At 43.9% G+C, this 14,481-nt stretch carries 23 protein-coding genes and 1 pseudogene; 6 read left to right on the plus strand and 18 right to left on the minus strand.

Translation table 11 applies throughout. The features are described 5' to 3' along the window. Nucleotides 1-229 precede the first annotated feature (229 nt). From AC0VYI_RS18650 to AC0VYI_RS18665, 4 genes are all read right to left on the minus strand, one after another. Nucleotides 230-400 (minus strand): hypothetical protein, encoded by a 171-nt coding sequence (locus tag AC0VYI_RS18650; RefSeq protein WP_475444775.1) that lies wholly within the window; start codon nt 398-400, stop codon nt 230-232. Beyond that, on the minus strand, nt 397-915 hold the full coding sequence (locus tag AC0VYI_RS18655) for a hypothetical protein (RefSeq protein WP_475444777.1): 519 nt from the start codon (nt 913-915) through the stop codon (nt 397-399). Before AC0VYI_RS18655 ends, AC0VYI_RS18650 begins: the two co-directional genes overlap by 4 nt. Further along, a complete protein-coding gene (locus AC0VYI_RS18660) occupies nt 912-1,244 on the minus strand; it encodes a hypothetical protein (RefSeq protein ID WP_475444779.1) in 333 nt (110 codons plus the stop codon). The genes AC0VYI_RS18655 and AC0VYI_RS18660 overlap by 4 nt, the downstream gene beginning before the upstream one ends. A 380-nt stretch (nt 1,245-1,624) precedes the next feature. Next, on the minus strand, nt 1,625-1,897 hold the full coding sequence (locus tag AC0VYI_RS18665) for a hypothetical protein (RefSeq protein ID WP_475444781.1): 273 nt from the start codon (nt 1,895-1,897) through the stop codon (nt 1,625-1,627). A 319-nt stretch (nt 1,898-2,216) separates the two neighbouring features. On the opposite strand from AC0VYI_RS18665, the gene AC0VYI_RS18670 reads away from it, so the two are divergent. After that, nucleotides 2,217-2,768 (plus strand): hypothetical protein, encoded by a 552-nt coding sequence (locus AC0VYI_RS18670; protein WP_475444783.1) that lies wholly within the window; start codon nt 2,217-2,219, stop codon nt 2,766-2,768. A 237-nt stretch (nt 2,769-3,005) separates the two neighbouring features. Here AC0VYI_RS18670 and AC0VYI_RS18675 read toward each other — a convergent pair whose 3' ends face one another. Next, nucleotides 3,006-3,581: a KilA-N domain-containing protein gene (locus AC0VYI_RS18675; protein ID WP_475444784.1), complete on the minus strand. Its 576-nt coding sequence runs from the start codon at nt 3,579-3,581 to the stop codon at nt 3,006-3,008. A gap of 361 nt (nt 3,582-3,942) precedes the next feature. Here AC0VYI_RS18675 and AC0VYI_RS18680 point away from each other — a divergent pair, with 361 nt between their 5' ends. After that, nucleotides 3,943-4,563, plus strand: a complete 621-nt coding sequence (locus tag AC0VYI_RS18680; protein ID WP_475444786.1) for a hypothetical protein — start codon at nt 3,943-3,945, stop codon at nt 4,561-4,563. Here AC0VYI_RS18680 and AC0VYI_RS18685 read toward each other — a convergent pair. The 5 genes from AC0VYI_RS18685 to AC0VYI_RS18705 all read right to left on the minus strand — a co-directional run bounded on the left by AC0VYI_RS18685 (nt 4,560) and on the right by AC0VYI_RS18705 (nt 9,223). Continuing rightward, nucleotides 4,560-4,979 (minus strand): type II toxin-antitoxin system YafO family toxin, encoded by a 420-nt coding sequence (locus AC0VYI_RS18685; RefSeq protein ID WP_475444788.1) that lies wholly within the window; start codon nt 4,977-4,979, stop codon nt 4,560-4,562. The genes AC0VYI_RS18680 and AC0VYI_RS18685 overlap by 4 nt on opposite strands. A gap of 1 nt (nt 4,980) precedes the next feature. Beyond that, the gene (locus AC0VYI_RS18690) at nt 4,981-5,127 is read right to left on the minus strand and encodes a hypothetical protein (protein ID WP_475444790.1); all 147 of its coding nucleotides are present in this window, start codon (nt 5,125-5,127) and stop codon (nt 4,981-4,983) included. Nucleotides 5,128-6,186: 1,059 nt separating this feature from the next. Then, the gene (locus AC0VYI_RS18695) at nt 6,187-7,338 is read right to left on the minus strand and encodes a tyrosine-type recombinase/integrase (protein ID WP_475444791.1); all 1,152 of its coding nucleotides are present in this window, start codon (nt 7,336-7,338) and stop codon (nt 6,187-6,189) included. 20 nt (nt 7,339-7,358) lie between these two features. Beyond that, nucleotides 7,359-8,708 (minus strand): AAA family ATPase, encoded by a 1,350-nt coding sequence (locus tag AC0VYI_RS18700; RefSeq protein WP_475444793.1) that lies wholly within the window; start codon nt 8,706-8,708, stop codon nt 7,359-7,361. Nucleotides 8,709-8,725: 17 nt separating this feature from the next. Continuing rightward, nucleotides 8,726-9,223 carry a hypothetical protein gene (locus AC0VYI_RS18705; protein ID WP_475444794.1) on the minus strand — a complete coding sequence of 166 codons (498 nt, stop codon included), beginning with the start codon at nt 9,221-9,223 and terminating at the stop codon, nt 8,726-8,728. Nucleotides 9,224-9,379: 156 nt separating this feature from the next. Here AC0VYI_RS18705 and AC0VYI_RS18710 point away from each other — a divergent pair, with 156 nt between their 5' ends. Next, complete coding sequence (locus AC0VYI_RS18710; RefSeq protein ID WP_475444796.1) at nt 9,380-9,643, plus strand: hypothetical protein; 264 nt, start codon at nt 9,380-9,382, stop codon at nt 9,641-9,643. A gap of 7 nt (nt 9,644-9,650) precedes the next feature. On the opposite strand, the gene AC0VYI_RS18715 is transcribed toward AC0VYI_RS18710, so the two are convergent. From AC0VYI_RS18715 to AC0VYI_RS18740, 6 genes are read right to left on the minus strand one after another with little or no spacing between them, the layout of a single operon-like run. After that, nucleotides 9,651-9,959: a hypothetical protein gene (locus AC0VYI_RS18715; protein WP_475444797.1), complete on the minus strand. Its 309-nt coding sequence runs from the start codon at nt 9,957-9,959 to the stop codon at nt 9,651-9,653. A 14-nt stretch (nt 9,960-9,973) separates the two neighbouring features. Then, nucleotides 9,974-10,222, minus strand: coding sequence for a hypothetical protein (locus tag AC0VYI_RS18720; RefSeq protein ID WP_475444799.1), 249 nt, complete (start codon nt 10,220-10,222; stop codon nt 9,974-9,976). Between the two features lies 1 nt (nt 10,223). Next, nucleotides 10,224-10,571 (minus strand): hypothetical protein, encoded by a 348-nt coding sequence (locus tag AC0VYI_RS18725; protein ID WP_475444801.1) that lies wholly within the window; start codon nt 10,569-10,571, stop codon nt 10,224-10,226. 10 nt (nt 10,572-10,581) lie between these two features. Continuing rightward, complete coding sequence (locus tag AC0VYI_RS18730) at nt 10,582-11,409, minus strand: hypothetical protein (protein WP_475444802.1); 828 nt, start codon at nt 11,407-11,409, stop codon at nt 10,582-10,584. Then, complete coding sequence (locus AC0VYI_RS18735) at nt 11,406-12,092, minus strand: DUF2786 domain-containing protein (protein WP_475444804.1); 687 nt, start codon at nt 12,090-12,092, stop codon at nt 11,406-11,408. Before AC0VYI_RS18735 ends, AC0VYI_RS18730 begins: the two co-directional genes overlap by 4 nt. A 3-nt stretch (nt 12,093-12,095) precedes the next feature. Further along, on the minus strand, nt 12,096-12,536 hold the full coding sequence (locus tag AC0VYI_RS18740) for a phage regulatory CII family protein (protein WP_475444805.1): 441 nt from the start codon (nt 12,534-12,536) through the stop codon (nt 12,096-12,098). 98 nt (nt 12,537-12,634) lie between these two features. Here AC0VYI_RS18740 and AC0VYI_RS18745 point away from each other — a divergent pair, with 98 nt between their 5' ends. Continuing rightward, the gene (locus AC0VYI_RS18745; protein ID WP_475444807.1) at nt 12,635-12,922 is read left to right on the plus strand and encodes a hypothetical protein; all 288 of its coding nucleotides are present in this window, start codon (nt 12,635-12,637) and stop codon (nt 12,920-12,922) included. Here AC0VYI_RS18745 and AC0VYI_RS18750 read toward each other — a convergent pair. Continuing rightward, on the minus strand, nt 12,919-13,197 hold the full coding sequence (locus tag AC0VYI_RS18750) for a hypothetical protein (protein WP_475444809.1): 279 nt from the start codon (nt 13,195-13,197) through the stop codon (nt 12,919-12,921). The genes AC0VYI_RS18745 and AC0VYI_RS18750 overlap by 4 nt on opposite strands. Nucleotides 13,198-13,256: 59 nt before the next feature. Further along, nucleotides 13,257-13,457: a YdaS family helix-turn-helix protein gene (locus AC0VYI_RS18755; RefSeq protein WP_475444811.1), complete on the minus strand. Its 201-nt coding sequence runs from the start codon at nt 13,455-13,457 to the stop codon at nt 13,257-13,259. Nucleotides 13,458-13,575: 118 nt separating this feature from the next. Here AC0VYI_RS18755 and AC0VYI_RS18760 point away from each other — a divergent pair, with 118 nt between their 5' ends. Beyond that, entirely contained in the window at nt 13,576-14,211 is a 636-nt protein-coding gene (locus tag AC0VYI_RS18760) for a LexA family protein (RefSeq protein WP_475444813.1), read from the plus strand. 137 nt (nt 14,212-14,348) lie between these two features. Beyond that, nucleotides 14,349-14,471: pseudogene (locus AC0VYI_RS18765) on the plus strand (carbon storage regulator); the annotation flags it as partial. Nucleotides 14,472-14,481: the final 10 nt, after the last annotated feature.

Below are 14,481 nucleotides of genomic sequence, written 5' to 3' on the forward strand. Positions count from 1 at the left end.
TTGAAAAATTTCTCTGACCCCGCGAGTCTTAGACCCGCAGAAAAAAGGCCCCCTTTTTGAGTACCTTTTCTTTATAAATCAATCAGTTAAAAACATTAACCGATTGGTTAAAATTGACCTAAAAACAGTCATTTTTAAGCGTTTTTGATCAAAAAACATACTGAACGTTTTTGTCATTAAAATGACCACAAAAACAGACCATCAAAAATAGGCCAATTTGGGGAGAATTTTAAGATTCGTTCAATGCCTTTTTTACTTCCTCAAAAAGCTTATCATCAAGAGTATTCGTGCTCTTTTTTGTCAGGAATTCGGCCACATGTAGGAATACAGCAATTAACACCTTCTCGGTGACTAATTTAGTCAATAATGTCTTCAAAATGGCTAAGAAAATCGTGCTCATACATATTGCTCCTTATCGATTCCGTACAGCTCAAACGGAAAGTGATTGACGAACTCATGGACTGTGCCAGCGCCATGAGTTGTGTTGTAGTGTTCTTTCCAATATTCCCCTAAAGCCTTGATATTATTGGGCTCAGGCAATGGTTGAGGCTGGCGCCAGTAGTGCACACGGCACATGGCCACAGCGTATTTGATGTTACACATAAGCTCTAAAGGGTCAGGCACACCGCACACCTCAAACACATCGTCCGCTTCGCCACTTAGCAAGGCGCGAAGATCATCCTGTAACGAGGATTTGTACTTAACGAAGTTGAGCCAGATATCCTTATGTGTGTTGGGTTCCATCTGGATCAGACCAAGCGCCGGCCCTGTTCCAAGCTGTTTAAGGTACGTTGCGCGTGACTCTTGCGTGATCGTGCCCATGACTAGCTGCTCTGCCGCTTCGCTGTACATGCCAAGGTTTGAAAGCGTTGGCACGACAACATACTCACGTAATTGATCTAGGTTTAAGCTCATTTGATACCCCAATAATTGAATGCAATCGTGATGGCCGCTGCAGTACACGAACCAATTAATGTCACGGCCTTCCAGCTGCTAAAGGCAGTAATGGTGCGGGCTTCAACGAATCTAAGACGGTTTTCATGATCATCAACCACCTTACTGATTCGCTTCATTCCATCGTCATGTGAAAGATGCCGCTCTTCCGATCGTGCCAATATTGAGCTCAACTCAGACACAGACTTAGCAAGCTCCGTTGTCGCCCGCCTTTGCTCGCCAAATTGCTCTCTGTTTTCCTTGCGTTGAGCTTCTATCAGCTCGCGAAAATGATCCCAATCGTTGGCCATAGAAACCCCAGAAACGAAAAAGCCCCGCAAAAAGCGAGGCCCAGAAATGACAAAGCCCCGCACTTAGCGAGGCTCTATGAAGATGTGTGTTGCCGTTAGATACAAAACTAACAGCATGGAGATAATTTATCGCCTAACTCCCGGGCTTGCAAGCCCCGCGCGCGAAAAAACAAAATGTCGTTCTCTTCTTATGAAAGCGACATTTTGTATCTAAACCCTTATAAACATTGGGCTACAGCAAGGCGTATTCACAACGCAATGGCGGCATGTTGGCGGCAAATGACAGGTGTTTTTTGATGAATATGTTTTGTTTAGGCGAAAAAAAACCACCCGAAGGTGGCTGTAAATAATTTAAATATTTTTTCACAATAGCATCCATTCTATTGCTCATTAGTAATTTGACTAATTCTCCCTGGCGTTAAATTGTAAAGTTTTGCCAACTCTTTTTTTGGCGTTCCATCTTTTGCTTTGGTTTTTATTTCAAGATTACGCACTTTCGTTTGTAAGGCTAATATTTCATGGGCTTGCTGATTAGCCACCTTTTGACTGTCATTCTGATTATTCTCTACATTTTTTAGCCTAAGTGAATGTTCTTCCAACTCTTCGACAATTAATTTCAGAGCTTCGATAGTTCTAGGTGCGTCATTAGACATAGTTAAATTCCTAAGTAATATAAGTTGTTGATCAACTGAAGACTACATCGAAAAGAGATGAAAATCCACAAAATAAAAAACCTAATTAAACTCAATATCATAAGCAATTGATTTTAAACAACAAAAAAATACAAAAGTTTAATATGGTTAAAAAGTTTAGTGGGATAAGCATTTACACCCCTATTTTACATCCACAAAATCTCTGGCAGCGTTTCTCACTCATCTATCGTAATGACTGTCGATAGCCCTCGTTTTATGGAATTTTTAGCCACTCAAAGGTATATTACTCGGCTTTACTCTTGATAAATTGGGACGAGGAATGCGGAGAAAGATTGACGAGGTAGCTAAATGGAGACCGTTTATCGATGCAAACGGCCAAGAATACGACCTTAGCCACCTAGACGCCCATGAAGCGACTTACTCCGATACCAGAAACGGGAAAAAAGAAACCTACACTTTCATTGTCTCCTACTCATTCCATTGCTTCGCAAAAGACTACCCTCATCAAACAGAAGCGGAAAAAGCGGATCTGATGTACCACACACTAAAAGAAAGCAGACCGTTTTGCTTTGAAAGATATGAACTCTCAAAAAAGTATTTGAGACAAATTGTTGATGCCTTTGGAGACAAGAAAACCCGCATAGGACACGCAGGTTATGGAAGCTATGCCTCTGTCACCATCAACACAGAGGAAAAAGGGCAAATCATCTATTTCGTACCCTTTAAAATGTACCGAGAGAAAAAGTTAATGAGGATACACATCACCAGTGCTTATCCTGAGGACGTGATGCCCAAGCTGGACAAGGTGAGTTTTTTCAACATTGCGAAGAATCTTAGGTTAGGAAAGCCTCTTCCCAAACCCCAGAAATAACAAAACCCGCCTAAAAGCGGGTTCCGTCGAGCATTGATTCAAATTTTGAGCCTATGCCCGATATTCAGAAAGCCTTTACCGGGTTGCCCTCGACCTTTTACGGTAGCCGGATGTGTGATGTGACTCACTCTGCTGCATCCATATGACGTCTCCGTCAATAAGATTATATTAATGTTTATATTAATATTAATATAATAAATTCTAGCTATGAGTCGCATCATTTTGATACCCCCTGCTCTAACAATCATCCCCAAAGTGTCGGCCTGTGGCGTTTTTGACACGTTCGATGGTTTGGTCGACCCATGCGGGGTTGGTTTGGAGGTGGGCGACGGCGTCTTGGTATTTTCGGATGGTTTGGATCATGCTCATGATGTCGATGGCTGGCACGATGGCGATGCTCTCTTCTAACCCCATGGACTGAGCAATGCTATTAATGAGTTTGAGTTTTTCGTCGTCTTGGATCGGGGCGGCGGGTAAGGATTGTTGCACCGGTTCGGGTTCTGGCTGTTGGGCTTGGTCAAAAGCGCGGATCACTTGTAGGTGAAACTTGGGGCTGATCCACATGGCATACGCGTACACCAATTCTTTGCACACCCAAGTGCCAGAGCTTTTGCCACCGTGACTACTTTTACAAGCAAGCACCAAATTTGGTGTTTGCTCAATTTCGGCAATTAACTCTTTAGTTTGTGTATTACGCATGAAGCGAAAAGGTGCGTGTTTTTTGTCACCGCCACTAGCTTTATGAAGATCATTAAGGGAATACAATCCGTCGAGTGTACGGATGTCTTTAGAGAGAATAGTAATGTTCGCCATCGCTGGCCTCCTTTGTATGGTCTTAACCACCAAAATAAGGTCTCAAGCTTATTAAGGTGGTGGATCTGAATCAGGTTGAGACTACCGCACAAAGGAAACGGCCTAGCCGAAGCTAGCCTGAAGCAGACCCACCATAACAGGCGAATCTCGGCCACAAAAAAACACGCGGTGCGTGTTCTAGGCCGCTTTGTTTTACGGGGTCTCAATCCCGGCACTGGATTTTGCCAGTGCACAGTAATGGTAGTATTACAGTTAATGCATTTCAAGCATTAAGCCCATTAAATTAATTAGTGTACAATTAACGCCATTAAATTAATGCAGCTTTTGCAGTGAATAGACAATCATAAAAGGTGTATCAGATATGTTCAGGGATGCTAGTTGGTGGGTATGCAGCTTCTTTATCGGTGTTTTTGGCTACATGTTTGGGACATTGGCAGGTTTTCCGACCTGGTCAGCAACTGATACCAAACTATCAGTTTTTTCTAATATGGCGACTGGTATAGCAGGAATAGCTACAGCATTTGCAGCTTTTTATGCTTATAGATCCTTCCAATCATGGGAAGAAAGAACAAAGAAACAGCATAGACTTGAACATAAAACAGCATCAATCAAAGAGCTTAGCCTGTGTTATGAAATGTATTTTTCAGACTTAACTGTTTATCTTATGGAACTCCAAGCTTGGAATAAACGTATAAGACAAACCACAATAAATGATTACAAATTTGACAAAGAAACTGAAGCAGTCAAAAGGAAACTTGAGAAAGTTCATGAGAACAGGGCTAGATATAAATCTTCTCTGGATTTTACGCAGTCATTTTATAAAGATAAAATATTGCAACAGCATCAGCCACAAAGCATAGTCACACTACAAAGTGAGTTATGTGATTTAGCTTCAAATGGTGATCCTTGGAGTGATAAACTAGATTCATATGCAAAACAAGGTGCAGATAGCATCTTAGCGCTATACGAAAACAAAAACTAAATCACATCATCCAACTTACCGTTAATCCAAGGCTCTACGAATTGGACGTAAAGAGTGGTTAGAGAAGCTCGCCATTCAGCATCGTTATGTGCATCGGGACCAATTATGGTTAACAGTAAGTATTTATCATCAAGGTCATCATAAGCATAAATGAGCCAGTAGTCGTTCTCAGGCTCTCCCACTTTTGTCGTTCGATAACGAATTTGATCTATTCTCGGATAACGCCTAGACCACTCTTTAGCGAGTTTTTCGGTAACTGCGAGGTGAATATGATGTACAGTAGGATGGCTCAGCTCTGCATCCCGACCAAAGTAATCGGGAAGCTCTCCATAAAGCTTATAGGATTCAAATGAGTTTTTATGAAGTTCCCAGTTATCAGCTAGTCTGAACAAGGACGTACTTTGAACAACTGACAAGCTATCCCTTAGCTAACTGCTCTTTGGAAGTAGGAAATGAGCCATGTTTCTTAAAGTAAGCAAACGCAGCATTGCCAACGGCAGCTGCAGACTTAACGTCTTTCGCGGTCGCTTTTGGCTTTTCTTGTCTTGCTTTAGGTAAAGGCATGATAATTCAACCTCTTTATAAATCTTCGTATTGTAAAGTTTACATTATAATAACATAATTAATATTAGCAAATATTAATTATGTTCAACCTTCTCACAGAAAGTTAAAAAAAACAAAATATATCAATGATTTACAACACTCATAAAACTACGAAATAAAAATATTTTTTTATTTTACCACCCAACGCCTTGCGCATCTGTTCTCTCGAATGGGTGCGCATATCATGCTTAGAATCACGCACAAAAAAGCCGCACGAAGCGGCTTTCAACACCTAACTAGAAACCACCTAAACCAACGAATGGATCAAGATGGTCAAGCTATCCACTAAGTCGTTAAGGTGTATAAGCACCTCCACACACAACTTAAGAACATCATGAAGCCTCATCATAGAAATTCCTTCTATAAAGTACAGATTAATGAAAAGGCTTCGATGGCGTTAACAGGTTCTTGAGATTCCAGCCTAACTGCGCTAGGATCTAATTTCTATAAGTTGAGCCTGTCTCAGCAAGTGCTGATTGCTTTGTCGAGCAAGATTGCACATCTAAGCCACTTATTTAGTTCTACTAGATACGTGGCTTTTTTATGTCTGCTTCATATTAAACTCCCCTCTAAAAAATAAGTTTATGACACTCACAAAGGCAAAATTCATTACCGCTAGAACCATCAACCTTTAGCCCCTTTCGAAAAAATCTGATTAGTATGTAACCAGACTATAGCGCATTGAATTCGCGCCATCAACCCCAAAAAAACGCATAACTCATTGATTTGTAATATTAAATTACAAAATTAAATTACAAAGTTAAGTTTTTTTGATCACTCTGATTTATAAAACCTCGTACAATCAAACACTTAAAAACTCATCGATGTATGACTAAAGCCTAAACACCTCTTTTAATTCATCTAACCGCACATCTAAACCGCTGAAAATCAGCCTTAAAAAACATAAAAAAGTAGTTTTAAACCCAACCCTATATATAACTTTAAATCATCATTACAAAGTAAAGGCAAAACATCCATTTCAAACCACTGTGGTTATATACAGACTTTGACTAAAATAATTCAACTTACAACCCCTCCCCACTCCCCCAACGCCCTGCGCATCTGTTCTCTCGAATGGGCATGCATGTAGCGTTTGTCCAGTCCGTCCCGTTCGTGGTTGAGTAGCATTTCCCCAATCACCCAGTCGATACCCATGTCTTGCCAGCTATCACGTGCGAGTTTGCGGATGTCGTGGCTGGTAAATTTGATGCCCACTTCATCACTCAAGCTTTGGTACCAACGCTCTATCGTCCGTGTCGCAATGGGTTTGTTGCCTTTCACGCTGAAAATATAAGTGCCACGTTTGGGCAAGCGGTTGATCAGGTCCATCGCCTGTTGTGTGATGGGCAAGCGGTGCTCTTTGCCGTTTTTGGTGTTCTCTGGCGGGATGTACCATTCCAATTGATTAGGTGAAAAGTGTTTCCACTCGGCAAGGCTGGTTTCGCCCTCACGGGTCCCGTGGAGTAGTTGGGTCATAAAGAAGACGCGCCGTGGGGTGGACTGTTTGTGGATGGCAGCGAGTAAGGCAGGTAAATCGTGGGGCTTGAGTCGCCCTGGTTGGCTGTCGGGCTGGGATGTGGTGAAGCTTTTAAGGGTAATGTGCTTCGTGGGGTTGCTGGCAATGAGGCCCAGTTCATCCGCACGCGCAAAAGCGGTTTTCAGCACGCCCAATACGCCCTTGATGGTCGATAGCGCGTAATCGCTTTGCATGGGCATGTAGAGCTGCTTGTACAGTAAGGGTTTGTCGATGTCATTGAGTCGCACGGCGTCGAGCTGGCTCAATAGGTGGTTGCCTATGTAGCTGGACGCGGTGGACACGTAATCCGACGAGTAAGTTTTGTCCGCCTCGATGTGCTGCATAAACCACAACAACACCTCGCCGCCCGTTTGAAAGGCGGACACGGTGAGGCTGGCTTCCCGATCGGCCAAGGCGTTGGCACGTATCGCAGGCAGCTCGGCAAACAGGGTTTTCGCCGTCACCGCTGGCCACTTGGCAAGCTTGGTGCGCTGGCGCTTTTTGCCTTTGTAGATCACATCGTAGAAAGTGCCGCCTGTCCGCGCCGCATTGATGTGAAATTCAACACGGCGCGCATCGTAGAGGTAACGTTTGTCGGTTTTTAGCGCGGCTTTGATGGCGGTATCGGTGACTTTTTGGGGACGATCAAGGTTCAAATGTATTTACCCTCAAACGGTTAGTACTTTTTACGCATGCGATCAGCATCACGTTCCACTTGGTTAAGAGGCTGATAAGTAGACCTCGGCCCAGTCGGTCTGGCTGTGGCGGTATTTGCAGTAAACGCACGTTCGAAGTCCAGTTCCACGTTGTTCTTTTCTGCACACATGCGGATAAAACCTCTGATCACATTTTCAGAAAAAGCAAACCACCCCGGACGACTGTCAAATGCTCGGCGAATGATCTGTCCGTGTGAAGACTTGCGGAGCTTATCAAACTCTTTCTTAAAAGCTGGCTGATCTAAAGGAGGGACATCAAGCTGCTTAGCGATCTCTTTATAAGAATGAGTAATATGCTCACTATTGCGCTGCAAGTCTGACGAGTCAGCCATAGCCCACAAAATATGATGCATGTGTTCTGGTTTAGCAATCGTCGCTTTGTCATAACTCTTTCTCAGAGTTTCTGATACAGAGTTAATGGCCTCATCTAACGCCTGAATAAACAAAGAAAACGTAACTTGATCAATTTCATCTCTAGAAAAGTACGCTTTGGTTAGAAGCTTTTCACAGATCAAATGAATATAGCTTGGAAAACCATCACTAAGGCCTGCAATTTTGTAGCGTATTTCTTCTGGAAGTGAGATATCAAAGGCTTCAAACGCCGTATCAATAATCTTAAAACGCGCAGTCCAATCCAAAACGTCTAACTTAACTTGGTGTAGCTGACGGAAGCTCGACAAGTGCCCAGACATCAAACTATCAAGCGATTGCCCAATACCAGTGAAAATCAACTTCACCTTAGCGTGTTGATCACCCAACTGTTTCAAAAGAACACCAAAGTTTCGGCGTTCTTCCTCTGGCATCAAATCAAACTCATCAATGACAATAACAGGCTTAGTCGAATGCCACTCAGATAGGTTAATCAACGCATAAGCAGCGTCTTGTATATCGATCTTATCTGGAAAGGTTGGCTTTTTGTTAAACGAACTAGATTGCTCATAGACTAAAAATGGCAATTTAAGCTGAATTTTGGAGGCATATTCACGAAAATCTACACTATTTAAAGCCGCATTCATTGCTTTCAGGATAACGCTACTTAATGTAGAACTGTGATCACAAGTCACGATGATAGGACAATTGTCCGAGGACTGAATCGTATGCGCGGTCGTTTGCGCCAAAGATGACTTCCCTACCCCACGATCTCCTAAGATGAAAGCATGACGACCATGAGCATACAGCGCGCGGCGAATATCATTTAGCTTTTCTTCTCTGCCCCATAAATGTTCAATTGTATCAATCGGAGCGCTTGGCTTTAGTAACTGATGAAGACGTTCATAAAACTCTTCTTCATCCATCATGAGATTGTTCATTAGCATAAGTCCTTATTTCACCTTTGATTCATTACGAGTTTATCACTCTGTTTTACTTTTTCATCCATGTTGATTTGTCGTGCGGCCAGTTCGGTTTTTAGCCTGAGCAAGAAGCGTTTGCGCCCCTCTGCCACATGGTTGGCAAAGGTCTTTTCGGTCGGTGTGGCATGGGCAGGGCCAAGGCGTAATTCGGCGGCGAAGCTCGGCAAAGTGGCGGCGATTCGGGCATTCGTCAGCGGCTTGCCCTTTATCGTTTTGCGCCCTTCTGCCAGCACGGCAGCGAATAAGCAGAGCTTTTGCATGCGTGACAGGTCACAAAAGAGCCAATCGAAGCCTTTGTCTTTTGCCGACAGCGCACGGATTTGTCTGATCATCGCGGCATTGCTGTCGCCCCCGCCGCCAAAGGTGGGCGTGATGCCCAGTTGAGCGGACTCACAAATGCGCCCTGTGTTGCCCACGCCAGACCAACCGGCATCTTCTGAGCTGGATATGAGGTACGTCACTTGGTCATTCACGATCCGCCATCCTAGCGCGCTTAATGTGTTGGGTTTGTCTCTGTCTAGCCAGCGCATTGTTTATTGAATCCTGTATAAAACGTGGTTGGGTGGTTTGAAACCTTGTTACTATTTTGATTAGATTGATGCTTCACATAACGTCAAAGGATGATATTTATGAGATCAGCAGCCGAGTCCCGCAAAATGCAACTCCGTCATGAAGCTCAAGCAGAAAAGCACTTCCAAATAGAAGCTTTCGGCGATGAAATCGCAAAACGTGAAGGCTACAAAGCACACAAAGGCTTAGATGCACTTCATTTCTACTTAGTCCAGAAATACCATTGGACTCCCGCCACGGTTCGTCACCTTTCTTTCGACGACTTAGACTTCTTATTGAAAGAAGAGAAACATGGCTGGGAGTTCATATTCGTAGAGGATTAACGGCAATCTATTCCTGAGTATCTTCTTCTTTCCAGAAGCGGCGTTGGGTTCGCCATAGGTAAGCCTTAAGCCGTGGATGCTCTATTTTTTCGATGTCTTCTGCCGTCATTTCTAAATTAGGGTGCTTGATCTTTTCCTTTTCAAGCGCCCTTTCCAATTTATCCACTTTGTTCATTAAACTCCCCTGCTCCATTCTTGCGTGTATCGCTGCGGCCCGAAGGTGCATGCGATCTGCCACGCCAAAGCGATCCCATAACCACTTTACAAATCGCTGCTGCAGTGTGTTTTCCCAGTGTTTGTATTTTTGCTTTTTCATGACTCCTCCTCTTATCAAACCCCCACAGGCCGTGGGTATGCGTTTTTCATAATCTCAGAGATTCGAATGGGGTTCGTAATTTGCTCCCATTCATGAAACTCAATATTTACTAATTCCCATAGCCCTTCCTCACTCACTTTTAAGAAAACGTAATCTCCCTTAAAAAAGTAAACGTAATTACAGTCACTTGGTGCCTCTCTCCAGCTCGCGGTGACCTCAGAGCCATCTTCAAAGTGATAGCGGATTAAGTTTTCTAGACTCATGTCACCCTCTTAATAAATTTTTCAACTGACACACTCTTTCACGGCCAATCACCCGACGGCGCAATAGCTCACTTTCGCTGATTTTCTCGCCGTATTGCTTGGGCTCAATCACGTCTCGTTTGAATCGTTCACCACGCAACCACGCTTTGCACACGTCCTTGTACACCTTGGCAAACGCGCGCTTTCCGGCTCCGGTGTCGCGTCGACGCAGCTTGGAGAACCCGACGCGTCGCCCTGCCTCGTAGACCGTATCGTGGCTGGGTTTCCAGTGCGCTAAGTCATGGGCGTTGTTCGCGGCTTCGAAGTACGCCGCGTCGGTTGCTGGGAAATCATCAAACAAATCGTACATGGTTCGCTCCTCACCAATCGGTGTCGTGAATGTCTGTCAAACTGTCGCTCACTTGCTGCTTCGCCACGGCAGGCGGCATCGCTCGAGGCGGTGAAAACTTCATCGAGTTACGCATCCACGTTCTCCACGCGGCCACCCAATCTTTCATCGTCGAGCCTCTCGCTCGGTGGTGGTCAAGAAAATTACTCGTCTCGGTTCGCCAGTCCGTAGTGATTTGATTCTCAGCAAGCCAATCCAACATTCGCTGATCGACCAAAAACTCATCGGGAACGGCAGAGGCCCGTTTTGGTTTTTTGGATTTGGGAGATTCGACCAAAGAAGTTTGATCATTGGTTTTTGTATTACTAGTAATATAATTAGTCGGATTTTTTTCCGAGGTTTCTCGGATAATTTTCCGAGGTTCTTCGGAAATATTTCCGACCTCCGGATAAATTTCCGCCTCGTCGATTTCGGCCTCTCGGATTTTTTTCCGACCGTCGGAAGTGCCCGTACTATCAGGGATTGGTGCATGTTGGTCTATCGCATTCCAAAGCTTACCTTTCGCCGTAAGAGCGATATATTGGTAATGCATCTTGTCTTTGATAACGACCTTCAATTTGATAAGCCCAAACTTCTCTAGGCTCTTCAAATGACGAACAATGGTGTCCTCTTTATCTGTCACCATCGGCAACTCAGACAGCAGCTTAGACTTGGCAAACCAGTAATAGATTTCACCATCCATTAACGTACCATCCGCCCAAGAAGACGCTTCACACACAACCGACAGCACAGCGCATTGGGGCAAATTAAGCCCCCATTCCAGCGCTCTAACTTGGTTGATGTATAGGCTGTATCTCATGACAAGCCCCCAAGCCTTAATTGCTGCTCTTGCTGGTTCGTTGTTGCCTGATTTAACAGTGCTTCATCACCAATCGCCCAACCCAACCTTTTGCAAGCATCAGCCTCTTGACGATTATCTATTTTGGTCTTGCGAGCTTTTACATTAGTCATGCCTTTAGTATGTTTGTCATGATGACTATCTACTTCTTTAGGTGCTTCTTTTCGGCCAAAAACATTCACCAACTTTCGACCAGCCGACAACACCCAGCCAACGCAAAACTGATCTTGCTGATTGGCATTGGCTCGATATTTTTTCTTAAAATCCGCCCTAGCCTTTTCCAGTTGTTGGTGCAACACGTCAAATGAGTAAGCCGCCAACTGCGTGTCTGTTTCTAGCCCAATAAATGTTGGTATACAGAACCACTGGTATCGATCACGCTTTACTTTGAAATCATGCTTAATAACGCAATAGGTGCCGGAAATCACCATGATGGCCGTAAGCAAATCCGACTCGTATTGTTTTAAATTTTTACGGGGAATGGATCGAACTGAAACTTCAGTGATAGCAAGTTCATCTTCATTGATACTATGCTTTTTCATCAAAGCCATTGCCTGACGCTTGGCCGTTTCCGCCTCATGGGGATTATCACTTTGTGACAAGGCTAATAGCTTACGAATTTTGTCTTGATATCGCTTATCCACAACTCACCCCTTAATCTGCTTCTTGCTGTGTTCAAGCACGGCTTCACGAAGATCCATTAACGCTTCGATGGCTTCGGTAATTTCGCGCTGGCATTGTTCTTGTTCACGCATCGTCAGCTTGCCGTCTTCCATGGACTTATGAATCATCGCCAGCACATCGCCGTGTTCTTTACCCGCTTTTAGCACCGATTCCAAAATGCCCAACGGCGCGGCTTGCTTCGTCTTGATGCTTAGTTCCATACCCATAGCGCGATAAATGGCGTGGTTGCCCGTGATCAACTGAAGTGCCACGGCCTCACGCAACGTAAGTTTGTGGGTTTCCGTTTGCGGGTTGGCCTTATTAATCAACACTTGGTGCCCCACTCCCATCAGCGGCGCGATTTCCTTCGCCCCCATGCCAGAATTGTGCACCGTGTCATAAATCGCTTGGTCGATGTGATCCATAGTTTTCTCCTGATAAATACAAACGTGTGCAGCACTTGAAGCCACGTTTTTAATGTTCTAAATTTGGTAATCCATTACTCAGCAAGCAAGGACAGCGCATGAATATTCAAATACTTAGCAGCGATGACAGCGAACACACACTACAAATGTTTGAAAATGTCAAAGGCCCTGTGCCACGCTTTTTAGAGGTTCTTGACCTCCCTGTAGATCAGCAAAAAATAAAGGCATCAGATGGCTTCATTGTTATTGCTGTCTCCTACGACCTAATAGAGAACGAGCTAATCCCTACAGTGCAATGCCGCGCCTTTCTTGGTGAGGATTCCATTCCAGATATCATTAAAGAACTCAGACGCTACGTCGTAAAAAAAATACCTGATGAGGGCTAGCTCCCCCCCTCAGACAGGGGCGACGTTTCATTAGAGCTCCTGTCTTCATTAAAAAATTCAGGCGTTACGGTGAGGCTGGTTATGTCTTTCAACACAGCCTCAATCATTTTTTCTGTTTGAAGTATTTCCTGCCTGACCTTCGTATCCTTTAATCCAGAGCTACGAAGGTTTAACCCTGCGGAACGACAGGAATCTCTTAAATGATCCAAAGCCCGCACTACACGTACAATGCTAGGGTCAATAACGATGCGGCGGCCTGTAGGTTGTTCACTCATTGTTTTCTCCTGAAATAACGAAACGTGTTCTTTTCCGATAACTGCACTTAACCTAAAAATCAGAGCTTTTCGTGATCTTTAAGCAGCTCATCAATACTCACTTTAAAATCAGTAGCGACTGAGATTTGACGAATATATCTAGCAGGTGCTCGTTTATGGACGCGCAACCAATTCCACACATGGGCCTGAGTTACATCTAACTTTTGCGCAAGAGCCGTTTGGCTCCCAACAATATCGACTGCTTTCTTAATGGCTGTCATAAACCCTCCATACAATTTTAGGTGTATTTGAATACAGTTATTATTGTTTGTCAACTACAGATAAAGTTGTAATCATTAAAAGATACTTTTCTACAGAGTTGTGGTAATCAGAATGAACATGGCACAAAGAGTTAAATCGAGAAGACTAGAGCTAGCACTCACGCAAGTTGAGTTAGCCCAACATGTTGGCATTACTCAACAGTCTCTACAAAAAATTGAAGACGGAAAGACAACTAATCCTAGAAAACTATTAGAACTGGCCAAAGCACTAAAGTGCTCACCAGAATGGCTACAACTAGGGATAGAAAGTACAAATCCAGAGAACAACGTAACCGCAGCCCCTTTCCCAGTAGAGACAAGAAAACTACCAATAATCAGTCATGTACAAGCAGGGGCTTGGGCAGAGGCAATAGACTACATTACACTTGGGGATGAAATAGAATGGGAAGAAGCACCGGCAAATGTGAGTGAAAACGCCTTTTGGTTAAAAGTCGTTGGCGATAGCATGACGGCGCAAGCAGGGATCAGTATTCCAGAAGGACATTTAATTCTCGTCGACCCAAACGTCCCCGCAGAAAATGGCAGTTTAGTTGTCGCTAAACTCGAAGGCACCGACGAAGTGACTTTCAAAAAGCTAGTTATTGATGCCGGTCAAAAGTATTTAAAACCTCTTAACTCCAACTATCGCCCTCTCGAAATCAATGGAAATTGCCGCATTGTAGGCGTAGTCAAAGAAGCAAAAGTTAAATTCTAAAAGAATTTTTACAGTTATAGCCCGCTAATTGCGGGTTTTTTTGTATCTAAATACAACTAATACAATTTTTACTGTTGACATAATTACATCTTAGGTTGTAAGTTTAACTCACAAAATACAACCAAAGGATAGTAACCATGCTAATACTCACTCGCAGACCCAACGAAACCATCGTCATCAACGGCCAGATTTTTATCACGGTCGATCACATCAAAGACGACACCATCCGCCTGCGCATCACAGAGCCAAACCGCCGCATCAAAATCTCAC

The organism is Marinomonas sp. 63XJN7_9_ISO-PGPR-S23-217 (assembly GCF_056173515.1).

Bases quoted from the DNA above. Each gene is read 5' to 3' on its own strand.
- AC0VYI_RS18715 (WP_475444797.1), bottom strand. From the start codon at position 9,959: ATGAAAAAGCAAAAATACAAACACTGGGAAAACACACTGCAGCAGCGA.
- AC0VYI_RS18655 (WP_475444777.1), bottom strand. From the start codon at position 915: ATGAGCTTAAACCTAGATCAATTACGTGAGTATGTTGTCGTGCCAACG.
- AC0VYI_RS18720 (WP_475444799.1), bottom strand. From the start codon at position 10,222: ATGAGTCTAGAAAACTTAATCCGCTATCACTTTGAAGATGGCTCTGAG.
- AC0VYI_RS18650 (WP_475444775.1), bottom strand. From the start codon at position 400: ATGAGCACGATTTTCTTAGCCATTTTGAAGACATTATTGACTAAATTA.
- AC0VYI_RS18760 (WP_475444813.1), top strand. From the start codon at position 13,576: ATGGCACAAAGAGTTAAATCGAGAAGACTAGAGCTAGCACTCACGCAA.
- AC0VYI_RS18740 (WP_475444805.1), bottom strand. From the start codon at position 12,536: ATGGATCACATCGACCAAGCGATTTATGACACGGTGCACAATTCTGGC.
- AC0VYI_RS18710 (WP_475444796.1), top strand. From the start codon at position 9,380: ATGAGATCAGCAGCCGAGTCCCGCAAAATGCAACTCCGTCATGAAGCT.
- AC0VYI_RS18670 (WP_475444783.1), top strand. From the start codon at position 2,217: ATGCGGAGAAAGATTGACGAGGTAGCTAAATGGAGACCGTTTATCGAT.
- AC0VYI_RS18665 (WP_475444781.1), bottom strand. From the start codon at position 1,897: ATGTCTAATGACGCACCTAGAACTATCGAAGCTCTGAAATTAATTGTC.
- AC0VYI_RS18690 (WP_475444790.1), bottom strand. From the start codon at position 5,127: ATGCCTTTACCTAAAGCAAGACAAGAAAAGCCAAAAGCGACCGCGAAA.
- AC0VYI_RS18660 (WP_475444779.1), bottom strand. From the start codon at position 1,244: ATGGCCAACGATTGGGATCATTTTCGCGAGCTGATAGAAGCTCAACGC.
- AC0VYI_RS18745 (WP_475444807.1), top strand. From the start codon at position 12,635: ATGAATATTCAAATACTTAGCAGCGATGACAGCGAACACACACTACAA.
- AC0VYI_RS18725 (WP_475444801.1), bottom strand. From the start codon at position 10,571: ATGTACGATTTGTTTGATGATTTCCCAGCAACCGACGCGGCGTACTTC.
- AC0VYI_RS18730 (WP_475444802.1), bottom strand. From the start codon at position 11,409: ATGAGATACAGCCTATACATCAACCAAGTTAGAGCGCTGGAATGGGGG.
- AC0VYI_RS18700 (WP_475444793.1), bottom strand. From the start codon at position 8,708: ATGAACAATCTCATGATGGATGAAGAAGAGTTTTATGAACGTCTTCAT.
- AC0VYI_RS18755 (WP_475444811.1), bottom strand. From the start codon at position 13,457: ATGACAGCCATTAAGAAAGCAGTCGATATTGTTGGGAGCCAAACGGCT.
- AC0VYI_RS18680 (WP_475444786.1), top strand. From the start codon at position 3,943: ATGTTCAGGGATGCTAGTTGGTGGGTATGCAGCTTCTTTATCGGTGTT.
- AC0VYI_RS18675 (WP_475444784.1), bottom strand. From the start codon at position 3,581: ATGGCGAACATTACTATTCTCTCTAAAGACATCCGTACACTCGACGGA.
- AC0VYI_RS18750 (WP_475444809.1), bottom strand. From the start codon at position 13,197: ATGAGTGAACAACCTACAGGCCGCCGCATCGTTATTGACCCTAGCATT.